Source organism: Demequina sp. B12, assembly GCF_028823635.1.
Taxonomy (GTDB): Bacteria; Actinomycetota; Actinomycetes; order Actinomycetales; family Demequinaceae; genus Demequina.
This window is the reverse complement of sequence record NZ_JAPEHU010000001.1, coordinates 1-17,366: the sequence shown is the minus strand read 5'-3', so window position 1 is coordinate 17,366 and position 17,366 is coordinate 1. Positions and strand designations below refer to the sequence as shown.

Genomic DNA, 17,366 nt, shown 5'->3' with positions numbered 1-17,366 from the left:
CCCCATGAGCCGACAGGTAGCGGCGGCCTAGGCATCAGCCTTCACGTAGTCAAGCCAATGCTGAGTCTCCGTATCAAGTGGCGGTGGCGTTACTTTGCAAGCGGTCATCTCGCTTCGCGTGGCGAGTAGCGCGGTTGCCCAAGCTTTCGCGAGGTCCGACTTCTTGTTGAGGGGCGTCGCTTTGTTGCTCATGAGGTCGGTGAACTTGCTCGAGATCTCCTTGTGGCGGCGGTATAGGGCAAGCGGTCCTGCGAGGTTGTCGGAGCGAGTCGAGCCTGGTCGTGTTGCCAACCCGGAGAACCAGTCCGCGGCTTCTACTCCAGCCACCAAGTTGCCTGGAAGCACCTCGACGGGTTCGTCCTCGACGTCGAAGAGGAGTCGTACGGGGGCGACCTCGAGCGCCGCTGCGAGAACTGCAAGTTCGACTACGGACAACGACGTCTTCCTGCCAGATTCGAGGTTCGCAATCGAGCTCCTGGTGACTTCTACTCCGAGTTCGCAAGTTCGGTCGGCGACCTGCTGGGCGCTGAGGCCGCGCTGGCTACGAAGTGCGACCAGGTAGGAGCCCGTCCGCTTGTGCCACTCACTGAAGGACGTTCGCTGGGGTGATTGCCTGTGTTCGCTCATGGCTACACAGTAGCACGCAGACTTGTGTAGTTGCGGTACTCATGCTTACTCTCGTGATCCACACAAAATCAGTGCATTTTGTTGCACTGTGAAGCAGGTTAAGGAGAGATGATGACAATGACGGATGCACGGGCGGATCGCGGCCCACTGCTCGACGTGCACGAGGTGGCCGACCTTCTCGGTGTACCAGTAGCCACGCTCTACGTGTGGCGGACGAGGGGGCAAGGGCCTCGAGGTTTCAGGCTGGGGCGTCACCTCAGGTATCGGCCAAGCGACGTGGATGCCTGGATCGATTTTCAGCGCGCCGCTGATCTCAAGGGGGGCGTTCGATGACCCCGCAACCGGCGTGGCGCGACCCGCAGGGTATCGCCCGCTGGAACTACAACGCGCGGTGCCCTGGATGCGGTCTCTACATGAACGAAGGGGACCCGGTGCACAAGATCTCGCTCGCCGGTCAGAAGTCCCATTGGTGGCACACGGACTGCCGCGCCCGGTACCGGAAAAACCTCATCTTCGGCGACGACGCCGGGAACGAGGAGCGCACGTCGGGAACAGCGTGAGTTCGCTCGGCGACGCGCAAGCGACGCGTGAATCAGAACTACTGACCCTCGCCGAAGAAAGCGCATCGTGTGTTTACCGCATTGCTCGGCTCATCTCGTCGGGGCCGAGAGCCCCCGCGTATGACGGCGTCGACAACACTCAGGGGCCGTGGGACGACATCGGTGCGCTTGTGGACCGGGACGAACCGTTCTTCGTGCGGATGAGGTCTGATGTCCTCGGCGTGGACTTTGACAACGATCAGTGCGAAGCCTCTGCGATGGTGCTGTATCTCGAACTGCTGGTTGCGGGCTACTCGCCGGTCCTGTGTCATAGCGGAGGCCGATCCGCAGATGGACAACGTCGGAGCCACGTGTTCTGTGTGGTGGCAGGTCTCTCGCGCCGCAAGGCTTGGGAAGAAAGAGGGCGACACCTTGGCGGCGATCCTCGGACCACGGGGGGCAGATCGATTCGCCCTCCAGGCGTCCTTCACCGGAGGAGGTCGGCACGTTCGACCCCCGTGCGGCCCGCGTCGCTCCAAGAAGTCGAAGGCAGACTTGCTACGGACGGCCTTCCGCGCCGTGGTCTCAGTGGGCGAATACGGCACATCGTGAAGACAGGCGAGATGTCAGGCCAAGAGGTACGCGGCGACTCTACTCGCAGTAGCCGTCTGGTGACCGTAGTTGCGGCTGCGCATGCAGCCGGTTGGGCAGCCGACGATGTGCTCGCGCTACTGACCTGCCCGGCCTTTGGGATAGGAAGGGTCTACCTCGACGCTCAGGGCGACCGGTCCTGGTCCGACCACACTTACTTCTGGGAATACCTTTGGGGGTACGTCCAGCGGTTCCAGCAAGCCGACGGGCCTGTCATGGTGGAACTCAGGCGCTTCCGTGCGTGGGCGCAGGCGGAGGTGTTGCAAAGGTCACGTTCGAAGGGGCGGGCCACGCTGCTGGCGGTCCTGGAAGCACTCATTCTGACTGCGGAGCGGGCGGGTCGATCTGTCGTCAACGCATCAGTTCGTGATCTGCTCATTGGAGGTCTGCTCGGGAGCCTGGACTCCGTGTCGAGGGCCCTCGTCGTCCTGCAAGACATGGGCCTTGTGCGGGATGTGACGCCGCCGGGTATCCCGGGGTTGGACCGGGGGCCAATGCGACTCGCACGGCGGTTCGAGCTGGCCCTCGACCGTGTGCCGAGTGAGTTTGAGGGCAGTGCGTTGGCGTCTCCGTTCTATGTGCATGAAACCTTCATGAACCGTTGGGGCCTCGGTCGTTGGGCTGGAGTTGTCTACCAGTTCGTGACGGACCACCCCGCGACGTCCAGGGCTGACATCTCGAGTGCGCTCGGACTTGCTGAGCCCACGGTCCAGAAGCACCTCGCGACCCTCTTCGAGCACTCCTTGGTGAGAGATCAGGGTTCTGGTCTTATCATCACGAGGACCGTGCCCTACGCAGGTCAGATTCAGGCAGCGGCTGGGGCGGCGGAGCGCCTGCGCGAGGGTGTGCGCGATGCAAGAGCGGTGCGGCTTCGGAGGACACCTCAGGGCTCATGAGGATTCAACCATTGCGGGGTGCGCCGAAACTCGTACACATACATACGCACTATGGCTCTATTGGTACGCGGGGGTGTTGTTCTTGCACGCGTACGACTTACGATTCCTCGCCGCCGGGAGGTGCGGTGCCTGCCTTTACGCGACGTCGCCCACGTTGCGATGTGTGCTGGGTAAACGCAGCACACCCGCATCGGGCTCTGCTGCGGCGCTAGCGAAGAATATTGCGGTACCAACAGTGGTAATCAATGGCTTTAGTGGCTGCCTCCTCGATGAACCAGTCCGGGGCTCCATCGATTTCAAGTTCAATAAGCGTTTCAACTATGAATCTGTCACTTCGGCCTTCCGCAACGGCTTCGCAGATAGGCGGTGCCAGATCAAGTGCAGCGTCAGTCGTGGAGTAGACCCCAACGGGGCCGATCTCGACATCTGTGTTAGTGAGAATCGCGTCGAGCAATCCGGTGGCGAAGAGGGCGACCCCGAAGACTGGGACCGCCAGCGTCAGGAGAAAGCCCATGACCGCATCGTCCTTGTCCTTGCGCGATAGTTTGATAGCCGTCGACAAGACGCCAGCGGCTGCTGCGACGATAGGAATCGCGATACCCCAGTGCCAAGGGAACGCACTGTTGGTGAAGCGGTCAACGATCCAGCCGAGCGCAAACCAAAGTCCCAGACTGACGAGTCCAGCAACGGCGAAGTAGAGGATCGGAGCCCACGGGCTCGGTTCCTCGGATGTTGGCGTCTCCTGATTCGGTGCGGCTCCGTCGCTCACTGGGGTCCCCTCAGCATTGTCTTTGCGCGTAACTTTACAAGGCGTGGTGGGCAACCTGCCCGAGTCGGCGGTGACGGACTGTAGGTCAACGCACGAAAGATCGCACCGGCCCCGAACCTGAGCGATCAGGTTCGGGGCCGGGTGGTGTGGGGTTACTGCCTGGTGGTGGTGAATGGGGTGGTCCAGAGGTGCCCGTAGACGTCGAGGCTGGTGGAGGCCTTGGCGTGACCGAGCTGCCGCTGGACGGTGAGGACATCGGTGCCTTTGGCGATGAGGCGTGAAGCGAACCAGTGGCGCAGGTCATGTATGTGGAAGGCCTCTGGGAGGCCGCCTGAGCGCCTGTGGCGGCTCCAGACGCGTTGGATGCTGCCCGGGTGCACTGGGCCTCCTGCGGGGCCTTCCACGACGAGCCTGGCTTCTTCCCGTTCGGCCTCCAATAGTGGTCCGATGAGTTCGGGTGCGAGGGGGATGGTGCGGTAGGAGCCGTACTTGGGTGGAAGTGTCTCCCACCCGCCGCCGGGCTTTTGCTGGAGCTGGTGGCGGACGTGAACCTGGCGCGCGTTGATGTCGACATCGCCCCACGTCAGGGCACGTGCTTCGCCAAGTCTCAGCCCCGCGTATGCGGCGAGAGCGAACAGCAGGTCGTAGGGCTGGGGTGCACCCCGCACGAGCCGTTGCACGACCTCTTCACTGGGCAGCGCGACGCGCGTGGCGCGCCTGGTGATTCGCGGTAGTCGCACACCACTACAGGGGTTGTCGGTGACGTGGCCGTCGCGGACGGCGGCGGCGAACACTGGCCGAACGTTGGCGACCCGCGTACGGATCGTTGATCCTGCGAGACCGTCATCGTGCATGGTTTTGATCCATGTCTCGATGTTGGCTGGCGTGATTGACCTAAGGGGTGCCTGCTTGTGCGGGAAGGTGCGGGCGGCGAGATGGACGGCGCGTGCGGTGTGTGGTGCCCACACTTGGCGGTCGGCGTACGCGGTGAAGTAGTCCCAGAACGACAGTGAGCCGGTGCGTGTTGGTCGGTTGAACATCGGCGAGTCCTTTCAGCGCATGGTCCAGCCCGGGCGGGGCTGGATGGTGATGGTGGCGGCGATGAGGTGTGCCAGGTTGTACACGGGGTCGGCCTCGAACGCGTTCTCTAGGTGGTGAATGGCTGACGCAAGGTCGTCGTCCCACCACGCGATCAAGGCCAGCAGTGTCGCCGCTGGAGCATGTGCGGGTACGTGCGACGCGATGAGCTCAATGAGCGCCCGGTGGCGAGCCACGGACGTGCCGGGCCTCACCCCCGCATCTGGTGACACGATGCGTGACATTGCGGCTTCGGCTTGGGTTTCGGTGGGGCCGTCGGAGAGGTCGTCGGGGTTGATGGTGGCGGGGGCGTAGCCCATGAGTATGACCACGCAGTCGCGGATCTTGATGTCGGTGAGGGCTTTGGCGGCTTTGCCGATGAGGTCGGAGCACGGTTCGCCGTCACGTTTGACGTGCTCCAACGCGCGTAGATAGTCCGCGAGGTCGGGGCGGGCGTTCTCGTATGCCGCCGATGCGCGTTGCTGGGCATGCGTGGTCGAGGTGTGGGTGGTGGTCATGATGGTTCCTTTCAGCGGCACGAAAAGCCCCGCCGCAACAGCGGAGGGCCGATGCGACGGGGCGATGCGTTGGGGTGGGGTTACGCGAGGACTCGGTTGAGGAGTTCGCGTGCGTGATGGTCGGCGGCGGCGAAGTCGCCGGTGACAGTGCGCAGCATGTTGCGCTCGGCACGGGAAGCTCCCCGTACAGGCCTGGCGTGGTGTTCGTAGGTGTTGGCGGCTTGGAGGACTCCGTGGGCGGTGCCACGCCACGGAGCCACACGAGGATCCGTGGCCCACATGGTGGCCATGGCGTCGCGCTTGCGCTCAGCCAACGTGAGCGCCTTGCCACTCATCCGCTCGCCTGCGGGGTTGGAGACGGGAGCCCACAGGTCGAGGAAGTCCGCCCACTGACGGTCAGACACCTGGGTCGAGCACAGGGCACGTATGTCGGCGGTGAAGTCTTCTGCGGTGGCGAACACTAAGTTCAGTGCCTCGCGCGCGGTGCTCAGGCGCAGGCGGGAGTGCTTGGAGTGGCGCACCTTGATCTGCTCGCTCTTCTCGCCCAGCGCAGTTGCCCTGGTGTTGTCGCACACGACATCTGTGACCGTGCGCTTGTATGTGGTCGCTAGCGATCCGTCGAAGGTCGTCGTCGCCAGTAAGTTGGGTCTGAACTGCACGCCTTCGAGGGTCGTGAACGTGCGTGGCACGGAAACCTCGACCCATGCGATGGCCCCGTCACGTAGCAGGCCTGCAGAGCTGATGGATAGGTCATCGTCGAGCAGGTTCGCCACCGTCTCCAACAGCCACTCCCGGTAGGGGTGTGGGGTGTACGAGTTGGTGAAGATCCCCATGACGTTGCCATCGGACCTGTCGGAGCGGACGATGGCTTGGCGGTCGGGAACGGTCTCCCATCGCACCGGACGACCGCCCTCGTTTAAGTGCGTCATCGTGGAGACGTCAGCGGGCCTCTCAACTGCGACAGGACGCGATTGGGCATCCCAGTCGAACAGGCGACGTGCGACGTCGTCGACGGGGATCTCGTTGGGGTAGTGGTTCGAGGTCTCGCCTTGAAGTTCGGCGCGGTAGTGCCACGCGGTGCCCCGCGTATCGGTGTGACCGATCAACGTGTTGGTGTTCAGATCGGCAAGAGTTTCATTGGACATGCTGTCCTCCTTCGGACATGACAAAGCCCCGCCCCCAACCAGGGAAGACGGGGCAGATTTCCAGGGAGCGGGTTAGAACGCGGGGACGAACCCCTCGTCGTCGGACAGGGTCGAAATCAGCAGCGCGACCAACCCGATGGCGGCGCTTGCCACATACAAGATCGTGGCTCTCGGACCACGCACAATCACGAACGTCAGGCCCTTGAGGCCTTCACGGATCAGCGCAGCTTTGAACTCAGGGTCGGTGTCCCACCGGCGGCGCACGGCGGCGACAACTTGACCTGCGTCGATAGCCAGCGACTCGAGCTCGGACCTCATGGTGACTGTCCACCGAGCGACTACGGCGGCTACGTCGTTCCATGACAAAGACATGTGTTGCTCCTTCAGGCATGCAAAAAGCCCGGCCACCAAAGGGCGAACCGGGCTTGAATGCGATTGGCATCCTACGGCCTTCACGGCAACGGCGGCGCTTCGGGCACACCTACGTAGTGACACTTCTATTGTACCGAAAGCGCCTTTACCTTTCTTGCCTAATTAGCGCCCAGAATGGTCCGTGGGATCAGTAAACGCCCAGGTTGATTTGGCGAACGCGACCGGGATCGACGGATCTCCCAGAACTGGTCTGGGTAGGTCTAGTGGTTCCATGTGGACAGTTGCCCGCGACCAGACGCGTGGACCACAGCGAACGACGGGAGTGTGGGTCTGACTTGCGAGGGTCGCGTGCGGGGACGTTGCGTTCATTGGTGCAGGGAGTAGCTGTCGGCGAGCGTGGTGCCGTTACCTCGAGGGCTCGCTTCGGTAGAGTCCCGACATGGCGAACACCGACCTTTCTGCCGCGAGGGTGGCCCAGAAGAACGAGTTCTACACCCAGTGGGTCGACATCGAGAGGGAGGTAAATGCCTACCTTGAGTACGACCCAGACGTGTTCCGCGACAAGACCGTATTGTTGCCATGTGATGACCCAGAGTGGTCAAACTTCACCAAGTTCTTCGCGCTCCATTTCGCCGACCTTGGCATCAAGAAACTGATTTCGACCAGCTATGCGCCCAACAGCAACGCTGGCGCATCTTTCTACACGCCTACTCTGTTCGAGCTCGACGACCCTGACTATGACCCCGACAAGTCGATGGAGCGAGGGCGTGTCTTCACGCTCCTGCCGCACGACATCTCTGGTGACGGTCGCGTCGACATCGATGATCTGGAATGGGATTATCTCGATGGCGATGGCGACTTCCGTAGTGAGGAGGTCACTGCGCTTCGGGATGAAGCGGACATCGTCATCACGAATCCGCCATTTTCGCTTTTCCGCGCCTTTGTTTCTTGGCTTGCGGAAGGTAATGTTCAGTTCTCGGTGATTGGGAACATGAATGCCATCACGTACAAGGAAGTGTTCCCCCTTATTCGGGACAACAGGATGTGGCTCGGTCCAACTATCTCGAGCGGCGACCGCGAGTTCAGGGTGCCAGAGAGCTATCCGCTTAACGCGGCGGGGACGCGCATTGGCGAAGACGGAAGCCGATACATCCGCGTGAAGGGTGTCAGGTGGTTCACCAGCATCGAGCACGGGCGTCGCCACGAGCCGTTGCAGCTCATGTCGATGGCCGACAACCTTAAGTACAGCAAGCACCGTGAGGTCCGAGATGCAGGCTACGAACGGTACGACAACTTCGACGCAATCGAGGTTCCTTTCACGGATGCCATTCCTGGTGACTATGACGGGTTGATGGGGGTGCCGATTACCTTCCTGGACAAGTACAACCCCGAGCAGTTCGAGATCGTCGGTAGTAGCGAAGGTGACTATCCGAGGACGAAGAAGTATGGCAAGAAGGAGCGGGTCGTGGATGGCGTACGTAAGAAGTCGAACTCGGGGACTCTCAGCGGCGCGATACGTGTCGACTCGTTTGGTCCCGGGACGTTCTTCGACGTGGGTTACCCCGTTAGAGGGGTCTACAAGCGCCTGTTCATTAAGCAGAGGCGCGCACAGTGAAGACTCGCAGGACAACTTACACAGTCGCTGAGATCACCGACGGGTTCTTCTACAGCGAGCTCGAAGGCAAAGGTCTGTATGGGCTGAACGGCGAGTTGGTGATTCAGCCTGAGTACCAGAGAAACTACATCTACAACGACGGAAAGCGGGATGTCGCAGTCGTCGAGTCGCTGCTCAAGGGGTACCCGCTTGGCCTGATCTACTTCGTGGAAACGGGAAATGCGCTTGAGGTGTTGGATGGGCAGCAGCGAATAACCAGTATCGGGCGGTTCGTAACGGGAAAGTTTGCCATCTCGCGTGATGGAAAGGAACAGACATTCTCTTCACTTCCCGTAGACCAGCGCCAACTCCTCCTTGACAGCGAGCTGCTCGTGTATGTCTGTAGTGGCACCGAGACTGAGATCAAGGAGTGGTTCAAGACCATCAACATTGTTGGTATCCCACTAAACGACCAGGAGCTGCGCAACGCAATCTACTCGGGACCATTCGTGTCAGCGGCAAAGGCCGAGTTCTCAAACTCAAGCAACGCCCTGCACCAGAAATGGTCCGCGTATGTGAAGGGATCCCCGGTAAGGCAGGAGGTCCTTGAGGTTGCACTGTCGTGGGTGGCAGAGGCGCAAGGTCTGACAATCGATGGTTACATGGCGGCACACCGCCCCGATCCAGAAATCGCTGAGCTGAAGCGCTACTTCCGCACGGTCATCGATTGGGTCGACGCCGTCTTCACCGCGCCGCCTGACCCGATGATGCGCGGACTTGATTGGGGCCGACTGTACGAGCGATACCACGGAGTCTCGTACAGTCCTTCGGACGTTGACGCTGATGTTCAAGCGCTGCTGTCTGATGAATCGGTTGGTGACAAGAGGGGGGTCTATGAGTTTGTCCTTGGCGGCAAAACCGAGCCAAGGCTTCTGAACATCCGACTATTCGATAGGGCAATTAAGCAGAAGGCGTTTGCTCGACAAACGGACGCTGCGGTTTCTCAAGGGACCTCCAACTGTCCCTTGTGCGCGGTTGGGGTGAATGCGAACAGGACCAAGCTCTACAAGCTTGCCGAGATGGAAGCTGACCACGTCGCGGCCTGGTCTACGGGTGGCGAGACGACACTCGAGAACTGCGAGATGCTCTGCAAGACTCACAACCGTGCGAAGGGCAACCGCTGAACATGGGGGTCTCCTCCAGCGCGCTGTGTTGGTGGTCGAGGGTAACTGGCGACCGCGCCGTCGGCGATCCGATGTCACACCTTCGCAGTATTAGTGGTGCCAGGAACTAGGCTGGTCCGACGGCGATGTGTCGCACCAGTACAAGGAGGTGGCGTGATGGGGTCGACGCGCAAAAGCAACAGGGCTGCGCTAAGGCCGCCAGTTGGGACCGATCCTCGGTGGCGCGAGAAGATCGCTGCGGCAAAGGACGCACGTAGGTACTCCGCGCAGCAGCGTGCGGGCAAGCCTTCGAGCTTTGGCGGCAAGGTTAGTCGGTTCGGGGCATGAGTGAAGTTCTAGGGGGCGCAAGCAAGACGCACCTATTCGCAGCTCAGCACGCGGGGCGGTACGACCGGCAGAAGATCATTCGTGATTATCAGGAGGCCACTGGCGCGCAACTCATAGTCATGATTGACCAGGTTTTCAACCATGGCGTGACTCTTCTCGAGGAACTGTTGGTGGGCAGTGACCCAGAGCAGGAACTCCACCTCATGTTGTCCAGCCCGGGAGGCGACGGCGAGGTCGCAGTGCGTCTGGTTCGCGCCATGCAATCGCGCTGTAGCAAACTCACGATCATCATCCCTGACATGGCGAAGTCTGCTGCCACGATCATGTGCCTGGGGGCGAACGAGATCCTGATGAGCCCCTCGAGCGATCTTGGGCCCGTCGATCCGCAGTTTCCCATTGGGGGGCGGCTCGTTGGCGCTAAGGACATCGAGCAGGCTCTCGAGGACGCTGAGAAGCGTGTTGCCGCCGCACCCGAGACGTTCCCTCTCTATGCGGGCTTGCTCGCGGATGTGAACATGTTGATGATCGAGCAAGCACGTTCCGCGATGGCACGCAGTTACACGCTCATCGAGGAAGCGCTTGAGTGCTCCGAGATGTCAGCCGACGACCGAACTGCCGTGGTCGGCAAGCTTCGCGGGCCACTGATCGATGAGGCCCACTATCACGGGGCAACCATCGGGCCACAGGCCGCTCGGAATCTCGGGCTGCCGGTCACGGTTGCCGAAACTTCGTCGGCTGAGTGGCAGCTCATCTGGGCGCTGTGGACTAGGTACTTTCAGCTCGGTGCGTGGCCAGCTGGCCCAATGTCTGTGTACGAGAGTGCCATTGCATCGCAGGTGTTTGGGCCAGGGCCGTCCGATGGGCCCGCGTAGGCACAGTCGCGGCGCAGCTAGCCCGCGTAAACTCCGCGTATTCAGTGCAACAGGTTGAGTACTGCCGAGTGCCATCGGACTGCTAACGGCCCGGTAGATCCGTGTTTCCGTGGGTTGCGCGAAGCCATCGAAAACCACTGAAAGCCGTCGTCCCCTAATGAATAGGTCAAGGGTTCGATTCCCTTAGGCGGCTCCACGCAAGACCCCTGGTATTCAGGGGTCTTTGTGTTTTGGTGGGGTGTCACGGGGTGCTCCTGTCTGGTGTGGGTGCCTGTGGTGTGCCTGCGGAGTTGAGCACGGCGAGCGCGGCGATGTCACGATTGACGCCCAGGTGGTGGGCGTAGCGGTTGGTGACGTCGATGCTGGAGTGTCCTGCCCAGTCCCGCACTGTGACGGGGTCGATGCCGCGCGCGAGCCAGGTGGAGATTGCGGTGTGGCGTAGGTCGTGCAGGGTGTGGCCTGCTGCGTTGTCCTCCCACGCGAGTTTTCTCTTGAATGCGCTGGCCCATAGGCGGGGGAAGAGTAGGTCTTCTGGCTGCTTGTCTGCCGCCGCTTCCTGGACGATCTCGAGGGCTTGAGCGGTCAGCGGCACGGTGCGGGGCTTGGAGTTTTTGGTTTCCCTTTCGCCTTTGCATTCCTGATGGGAATGGGTGATGTGTAGCCACGTGATGTCTGGGGATGTGCGGATGCTCTTGGCTCGCAGTGCTCGCAGTTCGCTCCAGCGCAGGCCGGTGAGGATGAGCAGGAGTGCGGCGTTGGCAGCCTGCGGGTTGCGGGTGTGCCATTGGGCATAGAGGTCGGAGACGTCTTCAGGTGTGAGGGGGTTTCCTACCCTCGGCCCACGGGCCTCGGGCACGCGCAAGCCCTTGGCGGGGCTTGCGCTGATGGCGCGTGTGCTGACGATGTAGGTGAAGAGGCTGGAGAGGTCGGCTCGTAGCCGGGTGAGCGTGGATCGTGTGGATGGTGTGCCATCGGTTCGAGTCCATTCGTTCAGGACGCGTTGCAGGTGGGCTGGTGTGATTTCGTCGGCGTGGAGCGCCAGGAGCCATTGAGGGAAGCGCTTGGCGTGGGATTCACACGTCTGCACGGTTGATAGCGATTTTGATGCGCGCACGTGTGTGAGCCAGGGTGCGATGTATTCGCGTAGTGGACGCCGTCCCGCTGCTGTTTCTACGCCTGACTTGACCAGTGCGATCTGCGTGGCGCACCAGGCTTCGGCTTCAGTGCGGGTGACGCAGATTTTCGTGGGCAGTGCGACGGAGCGGTAGTAGGGCTTGGCGCGGTAGCGGCCGTCCCTGGTGCTTTCGATGGCCATGCGTATCCTTGAAGGGGCCTCGGGTCCACTTGATGCGGACGTGGATGATTCGACAGAAGGCCACGGACTGATTCATTGGCGTGGAGCGGTCCGTGGGTGAAGCGGCTAGGTGGTCGGGTGTGGTGCGGTGGCTATTGCATCGCGGTACTCCTCATAGGTCATGTAGTCGATCTGCGTAAAAGTGCGCGGGTGGCCCGAGGTCTCTATGAATGCGCGTCCTGGCGGGAGGGACGTGACAGCGCGTATGACGGTCTCGTCGGCGTCGGGGTGGAGCATGCGTACCGCGTCGGCGTTGTCGACTCGGAAAGAGATTCTGGTCGTGAAGTTTGCGCGCACGTCGCCGCCGAGGAGTGAGGCGTCGAATCGTTGAGCGGTCACCATCACTTGGATGTTGGCTTTCGCTCCTTCACGGAGGAGCCGGCCTAGGGCGGCGATGATGCGGGCGTGGGTGCGTGAGCGTGAGCCATCAACGCGGTCTTGCCCTTGAGACCGAGCGAGCACGGCGGGGAGTTCATCGATGACCACCAGCAGCACTGGAGCGTCAGGGTTGTCCGGGGTGAACTTGTCTGCCCGGGTGCGCATGAGTTGCGAGATGCGTGCGTCCATTGCCGCGCATGCTGCTTCTAGCCATCTGGCGGTGGTCTCTCCTGTGACGTCGGTGCCAGTGAGGAACTGAGAAGGGAACACACCAGGCAGTGCGTCGTGGGTGCTGCCTGGAGTGTGTGAGAGCGGTCCGAGGAGAACTCCGGTGGGGTCAACTCCGGTGATGATGGTGTCGCGACGCTTAGCCAGCGCGGTGAGAATCACGTACAGCGCTGAGGACTTTCCCGCTCTAGTGATGCCTTGAATCGCGATGTGCACAAGGTCAGTCAAGTTCCACTCCTGGTCTGCTCCGGTGCCATCACGTCCAAGCCGGATCATCCGCGAAGGCATGGGTGCAGGGGCCGAGGCGTGAGACTGCTCGGTGGAGTGTGTGTGAGGGCGGCGCGCCACAGCGTTGGGATCGAAGTGCACCACCGTGACGGTGGTGGAGCCTTCAGCATTGCCAACCTCGACAGGGCATCCGAAGGCGCGGGTCAACTCCGGTGCGGCATCATGGAGTTGTCGATCAAGTGCGGAGTGCTGAGGGGTGACCACATGGAGCACTACTCCACGGGGAACTCGCACGGCCAGCGACACCGGCACGGCACGACGGCCTTGCCCGAGGAGGCCAGCAGATACGACGGCGTGGTCCCACTGGCGCACCACTCGACGCACCGAAGCCGGTGTGGCCCATGAAGCCCGGTACGCAGTCCATGAATCGAGTGGGAAGCGCCACCCCAGGATCATCGCGGCCACATGGATCTCCACCAGTGCCACACCGACGCCCAGTGGCGCGAGTGCCAGCCACCCACCCCAGCCCGAGCGCAGCGCAATCGCGGCCAGAATCAGTGCAGCCATGGCGACAAGGAGATGCGCCACAACACTCGCACGGCCATCGCGAGCGCGAGCGTGGGAGCCATGCTCAGGCGCGGGCCGCGTCACTGGTCGCTGCTCTTCTTCGCACCCGCCTCGAGCGGTACGAGTCGTTCAACGGTGAAGGAGATCGCCTGGCGTCCAGCACCGTCGACATACGGCGTCATCCAGCACCGACCATCCGCCCGCAGCCGCTGACCCATGTCGAAGGGCTTGGCTGCAGGCTCAGTGACCGCAATGGTGAGCCCACGATCTGCACCCCCATCAGCCCGTGCCACCACGACCCCGGTGGTGTAGGTCGCCTTCCCGTGAGGAGACAACTTCGCCTGTCCATCCTTAAGACGGGGCTGAAACTCCGCCCCCATTCCCATGCACATCGGTACAGACTCTGTCAGGACTTCAAAAGCGGCCATGATCGACCTCCATTCGCTCAAGTGTTCGACACCAATGTCGCTCTAGAAGATGTCATTGTCAAGCGCGCGGGATGACATTACGTGAAGTCAGAGTGTGCTAGTCTATTTTCTGATGCCAGGAATCTCCTGAGGCGTCACGAGGACAACGACCCGCAGTGGAGGCAGCACATGACAACGGGCGACAGCACCGAAAGCGCCGAGAACGCCCAATGGAGCAAGGCTGAAGGAGCGCCACACCTTGTGGAGGCGGTGACGGAAGACATGGAGAAGCGGCTGAAGTACCTGAAGGCGTTGCCTGCAGAGAACTATCGGAGCAACGACTCCAGCGACCGCAAGTACGTCGAGGAAGCCCTACGCCAGGTCGCTCATCTCATCCACGACGCCGAATGGCTGCGCCGAGTGCTGATCGACGAAGTCAACGGCCGAAACCTCATTCCCCAACGCACGACCGCAGAACTGGCAGGCGTCTCTTTTACAACGGTCCAGCGATGGAAGAAGGAGCCGCTCCAGGCGTTTGCCAACGACTTCGGTCCCGACGTACCCCAAGTCGGCCCTTAGAAGAGCTGGAGTCAACGCGGGTGGCATGTCGCCAGCCCACGTCATGGGCGGGGATCCTTGGCGGCTACGCCGAGAAATCTGTTACTAGACCAAGAATTACCCTAGAGACGCCACAGCCCAGGCCGATGAAGACCTGGGCTGTGGTTGAGCGGCGACTTCGGTTAGTTTTCGAGGATGATGTCCCACTCGCCGGTCGCGCCGTTGAAGACCATGAACTTGGTTTTCTGACCCTTGCCCTTGTCCACGGCGGTGATGTTGCCCAACTCGCCCTTGTTTAGTGGCCTGTCCATACCCTCGGCTTGGAAGTTGTTGTCCTGGAGGTAGTCCCATGCCTCGCTCCATGAGGAGAACTCCATCTCCGACACCGTCTCCGGCATACCCGAGTAGCGACCCAGACCGATGGTCATGACCGCGCCGCCCTTACCAGGGTTGTTCTCGATGATATTGATGACGTAGCCGCCCTGGCCAACATTTCCGAGTTTGTCGACAGTGGTAGATGGGTCATGGGTTCCCGCAACCATGCCGTCATACGTATCAGTCGGGTAAGCGTCGGGCGAGTCATACTTGCCACGGAAGCCCAGCGGCACCGTTTCCGTGCCCTCGTAGCGCTTGCCGTCGATGTAGATGACGGTGGGGGCCGGGTAGGACTCGTCGCCCCAGTTGTAGCCATCAACCATCTTGTCTGACAAGGCTCGAACACCCGCGTCCCACATCTCCGGATAGTCGGCCTGCAACTTCTCCTCAGCGGCGTTCTGCGGCTCGTCCGAGAACTCGTAGCCCTCGGCGTCGAGCGCCGGGTACTTGGAGGCCTCAGGCGTGTCCGGGTCCGCCGAAGGCTCCTCCCACGGCTCGCCAGTCGGAGACACGTCCGGAGTCGGCTCCACCGTCTGCTCGACGCTCGTGGTGGGTGAGACAGTCGGGTCTGGGGTGGGGCTGGTGGTGCAGGAGCACAGGCCAAGCATGGCAGTGGCAGCGATGGCTCCGGCAGCAACCTTCTGACGGTTGAAACCCAGCGCAGCGTTCGCGTCCATCAGTTCTCCTTCGGGCTCGATGCCGTGGATCGGGCAGTTCGGGTCTGCCTTCTGATTCGGCGGGGAAGCCGACAGCAGTGGGGCAGAGCGGACAGTGGTCTTGGTGGCACCGCAAGCGGCGTTGGTCAGGATCGTAACGGACGGATGTGACGTCTTTGGCTCTCTAGAGTGAAGTGGGGTTTGTAGAGGTTGATGTTCCGCATCTCTTGGAGGCGGCGGTAGTTGCGTCGGTGCTCGGTTTGTGACGTGCGGGTGATGCCTCGTGGTGACCAGCCTGGACGTGATGTGGCGGCCGAGGCTCGTGAGGTGACGACGATGCGTGAACGTGCTCCCCAGCGGCTATGGATGAGGTTGCGGCATTTCTTGCTCGGCGGGCAGGCGCCGCACGGGAAGTCTTCAGCTGCAGCGTCGAGGAGTCGAAAGTGGATCGAGACGTCGTTTGCGGGGCTGGTCCAGGTGGGATCGTGGCCGGAGTCTTTGACTGTGTATCCGACGGCTTTGAGGAGGTAGTCCAAGATCCGGGCGCGCCGGTTGTCGGCGAATGCTCCCGAGGGCAGTCCGTCGCGGCGTGTGAGGCGTTTGATGTCGAGATCGTGTCCCCATCGGTAGATGTTGCCGTGCTTGTCTCGAGTGGTGACGCGGCGGGCCGTGTCGAGGATGTCGCTGTCCGGGATCACGTCGCTGTGGTGCACTCTGAGCATCACGTGAAGATGGCGCGCTCCTCGTTCTTGAAACTCCCAGCCGCCGAAGTACTCTGCGGTGGGCATGCCGCGACGTAGTGCTCGCATGGTGTTGGACCACAGAGGGCCGCAGTGGTAGTTCCAAGCCACTTGCCCGGTGTAGTCGTAGCGGCTTGGGTTGAGCGCAACGCCACGAAGGTGCACGTCTGCAATAGCGGTGTGGGTGAGGCCGCACGGGCAACGGCGCGGTGGTGCTCCCTTGTCAGGAACCTTGTGTACTCGTCCGAAGGCCGGTGCAGTGAGCGTGACGAAGTACAGCACCGACCCCTCGGGCGCGTTGATGATTCCGTCGCGTCCAATAGCCTTCCAGTCGTTGCGGAAGATAGACGCGCAATAGGGGCACAGCGCGTTGACACGGGAACCACAGTTGACCTTGACCCTGCCGCCATCGCGGCTCACGAAGACCGGACGTCCACAACCGCGCGGGAGTGTCTCAGCCATGGCGCACCGTGCCTGTGAAATGCCTGTGCTCTGACGCGGCGATGTTGAAAGAAAGCCCGAGAACCACGGATCCGGAGCCAGTTTTTTGAGTATTTCGCGACAGCAGGGTCGGTGGCGCTACAGTCCGAACAACTCGTAATGAATAGGTCAGGAGTTCGATTCTCCTAGGCGGCTCCAAGCAAAACCCCTGCTTTCCGGGGGTTTTTGTGTTTTCGTGGGGTGTCATTGGGTGCTCCCGTCTGGTGAGGGTGCCTGTGGTGTGCCTGCATGGTTGAGCACGGCGAGGGCGGCGATGTCGCGGTTGACGCCGAGGTGGTGGGCGTACCGGTTGGTGACGTCGATGCTGGAGTGGCCTGCCCAGTCGCGTGCGGTGACGGGGTCGATGCCGTGGGCGAGCCATGTGCTGATCGCGGTGTGTCGTAGGTCGTGCAGGGTGTGTCCGGTTGCGGTCTCGTCCCATTCGAGTTTCTTCTTGAATCCGCTGGCCCAGAGGTGGGGAAAGAGGAGGTCGTCGGCTTCCTTGCCTTGGGCGGCATTGAGGGCGATCGTCAGGGCTTGATCGGTCAGTGGCACGTCACGGGGCTTCGTGTTCTTGGTGCCTTTGTCATCTTGGCCCTCTTTTCGGGAGTGGGTGATGTGGAGCCAGGTGATGCCGGGTGTGGTGCGGATGTTTCTGGCGCGTAGTGCGCGTAGTTCGCTCCATCGCAGTCCGGTGAGGATCAGTAGCAGTGCCGCGTCGGCTGTCTCGGGGTCGCGGGTGCGCCACTGTGCATGGATCTGCTGGACCTCTTCGGGGGTGAGGGGTTGTCCTTCCCTCGGCCCGGGGGCCTCGGGCACGCGCA

Annotated in this window: 19 protein-coding genes; 7 read left to right on the top strand and 12 right to left on the bottom strand. The window is 61.7% G+C overall.

What is annotated here, in order from left to right; translation table 11 throughout:
* Window positions 1-27 precede the first annotated feature (27 nt).
* The gene (locus tag ON058_RS00095) at window positions 28-627 is read right to left on the bottom strand and encodes a helix-turn-helix transcriptional regulator (protein WP_274667001.1); all 600 of its coding nucleotides are present in this window, start codon (window positions 625-627) and stop codon (window positions 28-30) included.
* 108 nt (window positions 628-735) lie between these two features.
* Here ON058_RS00095 and ON058_RS00090 point away from each other — a divergent pair, with 108 nt between their 5' ends.
* The 3 genes from ON058_RS00090 to ON058_RS00080 all read left to right on the top strand — a co-directional run bounded on the left by ON058_RS00090 (window position 736) and on the right by ON058_RS00080 (window position 2,713).
* The gene (locus tag ON058_RS00090; protein WP_342452926.1) at window positions 736-960 is read left to right on the top strand and encodes a helix-turn-helix domain-containing protein; all 225 of its coding nucleotides are present in this window, start codon (window positions 736-738) and stop codon (window positions 958-960) included.
* Window positions 957-1,187, top strand: a complete 231-nt coding sequence (locus ON058_RS00085; protein WP_274667000.1) for a hypothetical protein — start codon at window positions 957-959, stop codon at window positions 1,185-1,187. The genes ON058_RS00090 and ON058_RS00085 overlap by 4 nt, the downstream gene beginning before the upstream one ends.
* 650 nt (window positions 1,188-1,837) lie before the next feature.
* On the top strand, window positions 1,838-2,713 hold the full coding sequence (locus tag ON058_RS00080; protein ID WP_274666999.1) for a hypothetical protein: 876 nt from the start codon (window positions 1,838-1,840) through the stop codon (window positions 2,711-2,713).
* 208 nt (window positions 2,714-2,921) lie between these two features.
* On the opposite strand, the gene ON058_RS00075 is transcribed toward ON058_RS00080, so the two are convergent.
* From ON058_RS00075 to ON058_RS00055, 5 genes are all read right to left on the bottom strand, one after another.
* Window positions 2,922-3,482, bottom strand: coding sequence for a hypothetical protein (locus ON058_RS00075; RefSeq protein ID WP_274666998.1), 561 nt, complete (start codon window positions 3,480-3,482; stop codon window positions 2,922-2,924).
* A gap of 152 nt (window positions 3,483-3,634) precedes the next feature.
* On the bottom strand, window positions 3,635-4,522 hold the full coding sequence (locus ON058_RS00070; protein ID WP_274666997.1) for a site-specific integrase: 888 nt from the start codon (window positions 4,520-4,522) through the stop codon (window positions 3,635-3,637).
* A 12-nt stretch (window positions 4,523-4,534) separates the two neighbouring features.
* The gene (locus ON058_RS00065; RefSeq protein WP_274666996.1) at window positions 4,535-5,077 is read right to left on the bottom strand and encodes a DUF4192 family protein; all 543 of its coding nucleotides are present in this window, start codon (window positions 5,075-5,077) and stop codon (window positions 4,535-4,537) included.
* An 80-nt stretch (window positions 5,078-5,157) separates the two neighbouring features.
* Window positions 5,158-6,222, bottom strand: a complete 1,065-nt coding sequence (locus ON058_RS00060) for a DUF932 domain-containing protein (RefSeq protein WP_274666995.1) — start codon at window positions 6,220-6,222, stop codon at window positions 5,158-5,160.
* A 72-nt stretch (window positions 6,223-6,294) separates the two neighbouring features.
* Complete coding sequence (locus tag ON058_RS00055) at window positions 6,295-6,594, bottom strand: hypothetical protein (protein ID WP_274666994.1); 300 nt, start codon at window positions 6,592-6,594, stop codon at window positions 6,295-6,297.
* Between the two features lie 439 nt (window positions 6,595-7,033).
* Between ON058_RS00055 and ON058_RS00050 the strand changes: the two genes are divergently transcribed.
* The 3 genes from ON058_RS00050 to ON058_RS00040 all read left to right on the top strand — a co-directional run bounded on the left by ON058_RS00050 (window position 7,034) and on the right by ON058_RS00040 (window position 10,571).
* On the top strand, window positions 7,034-8,209 hold the full coding sequence (locus ON058_RS00050; protein WP_274666993.1) for an adenine-specific methyltransferase EcoRI family protein: 1,176 nt from the start codon (window positions 7,034-7,036) through the stop codon (window positions 8,207-8,209).
* Window positions 8,206-9,372, top strand: a complete 1,167-nt coding sequence (locus tag ON058_RS00045; RefSeq protein ID WP_274666992.1) for a DUF262 domain-containing protein — start codon at window positions 8,206-8,208, stop codon at window positions 9,370-9,372. Before ON058_RS00050 ends, ON058_RS00045 begins: the two co-directional genes overlap by 4 nt.
* 323 nt (window positions 9,373-9,695) lie before the next feature.
* Window positions 9,696-10,571, top strand: a complete 876-nt coding sequence (locus tag ON058_RS00040) for an ATP-dependent Clp protease proteolytic subunit (RefSeq protein ID WP_274666991.1) — start codon at window positions 9,696-9,698, stop codon at window positions 10,569-10,571.
* 241 nt (window positions 10,572-10,812) lie between these two features.
* Here the strand turns inward: ON058_RS00040 and ON058_RS00035 are convergent, their stop codons facing one another.
* From ON058_RS00035 to ON058_RS00025, 3 genes are all read right to left on the bottom strand, one after another.
* On the bottom strand, window positions 10,813-11,886 hold the full coding sequence (locus ON058_RS00035) for a tyrosine-type recombinase/integrase (RefSeq protein ID WP_274666990.1): 1,074 nt from the start codon (window positions 11,884-11,886) through the stop codon (window positions 10,813-10,815).
* A 105-nt stretch (window positions 11,887-11,991) separates the two neighbouring features.
* A complete protein-coding gene (locus ON058_RS00030; protein WP_274666989.1) occupies window positions 11,992-13,326 on the bottom strand; it encodes a hypothetical protein in 1,335 nt (444 codons plus the stop codon).
* An 80-nt stretch (window positions 13,327-13,406) separates the two neighbouring features.
* A complete protein-coding gene (locus ON058_RS00025; RefSeq protein ID WP_274666988.1) occupies window positions 13,407-13,754 on the bottom strand; it encodes a hypothetical protein in 348 nt (115 codons plus the stop codon).
* A gap of 168 nt (window positions 13,755-13,922) precedes the next feature.
* Between ON058_RS00025 and ON058_RS00020 the strand changes: the two genes are divergently transcribed.
* Window positions 13,923-14,312, top strand: coding sequence for a hypothetical protein (locus ON058_RS00020; protein ID WP_274666987.1), 390 nt, complete (start codon window positions 13,923-13,925; stop codon window positions 14,310-14,312).
* 161 nt (window positions 14,313-14,473) lie between these two features.
* Here ON058_RS00020 and ON058_RS00015 read toward each other — a convergent pair whose 3' ends face one another.
* The 3 genes from ON058_RS00015 to ON058_RS00005 all read right to left on the bottom strand — a co-directional run.
* Window positions 14,474-15,343 (bottom strand): hypothetical protein, encoded by an 870-nt coding sequence (locus ON058_RS00015; RefSeq protein WP_274666986.1) that lies wholly within the window; start codon window positions 15,341-15,343, stop codon window positions 14,474-14,476.
* Between the two features lie 125 nt (window positions 15,344-15,468).
* Window positions 15,469-16,524, bottom strand: a complete 1,056-nt coding sequence (locus tag ON058_RS00010; protein ID WP_274666985.1) for a replication initiator — start codon at window positions 16,522-16,524, stop codon at window positions 15,469-15,471.
* A 222-nt stretch (window positions 16,525-16,746) separates the two neighbouring features.
* Window positions 16,747-17,366, bottom strand: a 620-nt coding sequence (locus ON058_RS00005; RefSeq protein ID WP_274666984.1) for a site-specific integrase, incomplete at its 5' end; no start/stop codon positions are given.

Coding starts and splice junctions, on each gene's coding strand:
- ON058_RS00095 (WP_274667001.1), bottom strand. CDS start 627: ATGAGCGAACACAGGCAATCACCCCAGCGAACGTCCTTCAGTGAGTGG.
- ON058_RS00090 (WP_342452926.1), top strand. CDS start 736: ATGATGACAATGACGGATGCACGGGCGGATCGCGGCCCACTGCTCGAC.
- ON058_RS00085 (WP_274667000.1), top strand. CDS start 957: ATGACCCCGCAACCGGCGTGGCGCGACCCGCAGGGTATCGCCCGCTGG.
- ON058_RS00070 (WP_274666997.1), bottom strand. CDS start 4,522: ATGTTCAACCGACCAACACGCACCGGCTCACTGTCGTTCTGGGACTAC.
- ON058_RS00065 (WP_274666996.1), bottom strand. CDS start 5,077: ATGACCACCACCCACACCTCGACCACGCATGCCCAGCAACGCGCATCG.
- ON058_RS00060 (WP_274666995.1), bottom strand. CDS start 6,222: ATGTCCAATGAAACTCTTGCCGATCTGAACACCAACACGTTGATCGGT.
- ON058_RS00055 (WP_274666994.1), bottom strand. CDS start 6,594: ATGTCTTTGTCATGGAACGACGTAGCCGCCGTAGTCGCTCGGTGGACA.
- ON058_RS00050 (WP_274666993.1), top strand. CDS start 7,034: ATGGCGAACACCGACCTTTCTGCCGCGAGGGTGGCCCAGAAGAACGAG.
- ON058_RS00040 (WP_274666991.1), top strand. CDS start 9,696: ATGAGTGAAGTTCTAGGGGGCGCAAGCAAGACGCACCTATTCGCAGCT.
- ON058_RS00035 (WP_274666990.1), bottom strand. CDS start 11,886: ATGGCCATCGAAAGCACCAGGGACGGCCGCTACCGCGCCAAGCCCTAC.
- ON058_RS00030 (WP_274666989.1), bottom strand. CDS start 13,326: ATGGCTGCACTGATTCTGGCCGCGATTGCGCTGCGCTCGGGCTGGGGT.
- ON058_RS00025 (WP_274666988.1), bottom strand. CDS start 13,754: ATGGCCGCTTTTGAAGTCCTGACAGAGTCTGTACCGATGTGCATGGGA.
- ON058_RS00020 (WP_274666987.1), top strand. CDS start 13,923: ATGACAACGGGCGACAGCACCGAAAGCGCCGAGAACGCCCAATGGAGC.
- ON058_RS00015 (WP_274666986.1), bottom strand. CDS start 15,343: ATGGACGCGAACGCTGCGCTGGGTTTCAACCGTCAGAAGGTTGCTGCC.
- ON058_RS00010 (WP_274666985.1), bottom strand. CDS start 16,524: ATGGCTGAGACACTCCCGCGCGGTTGTGGACGTCCGGTCTTCGTGAGC.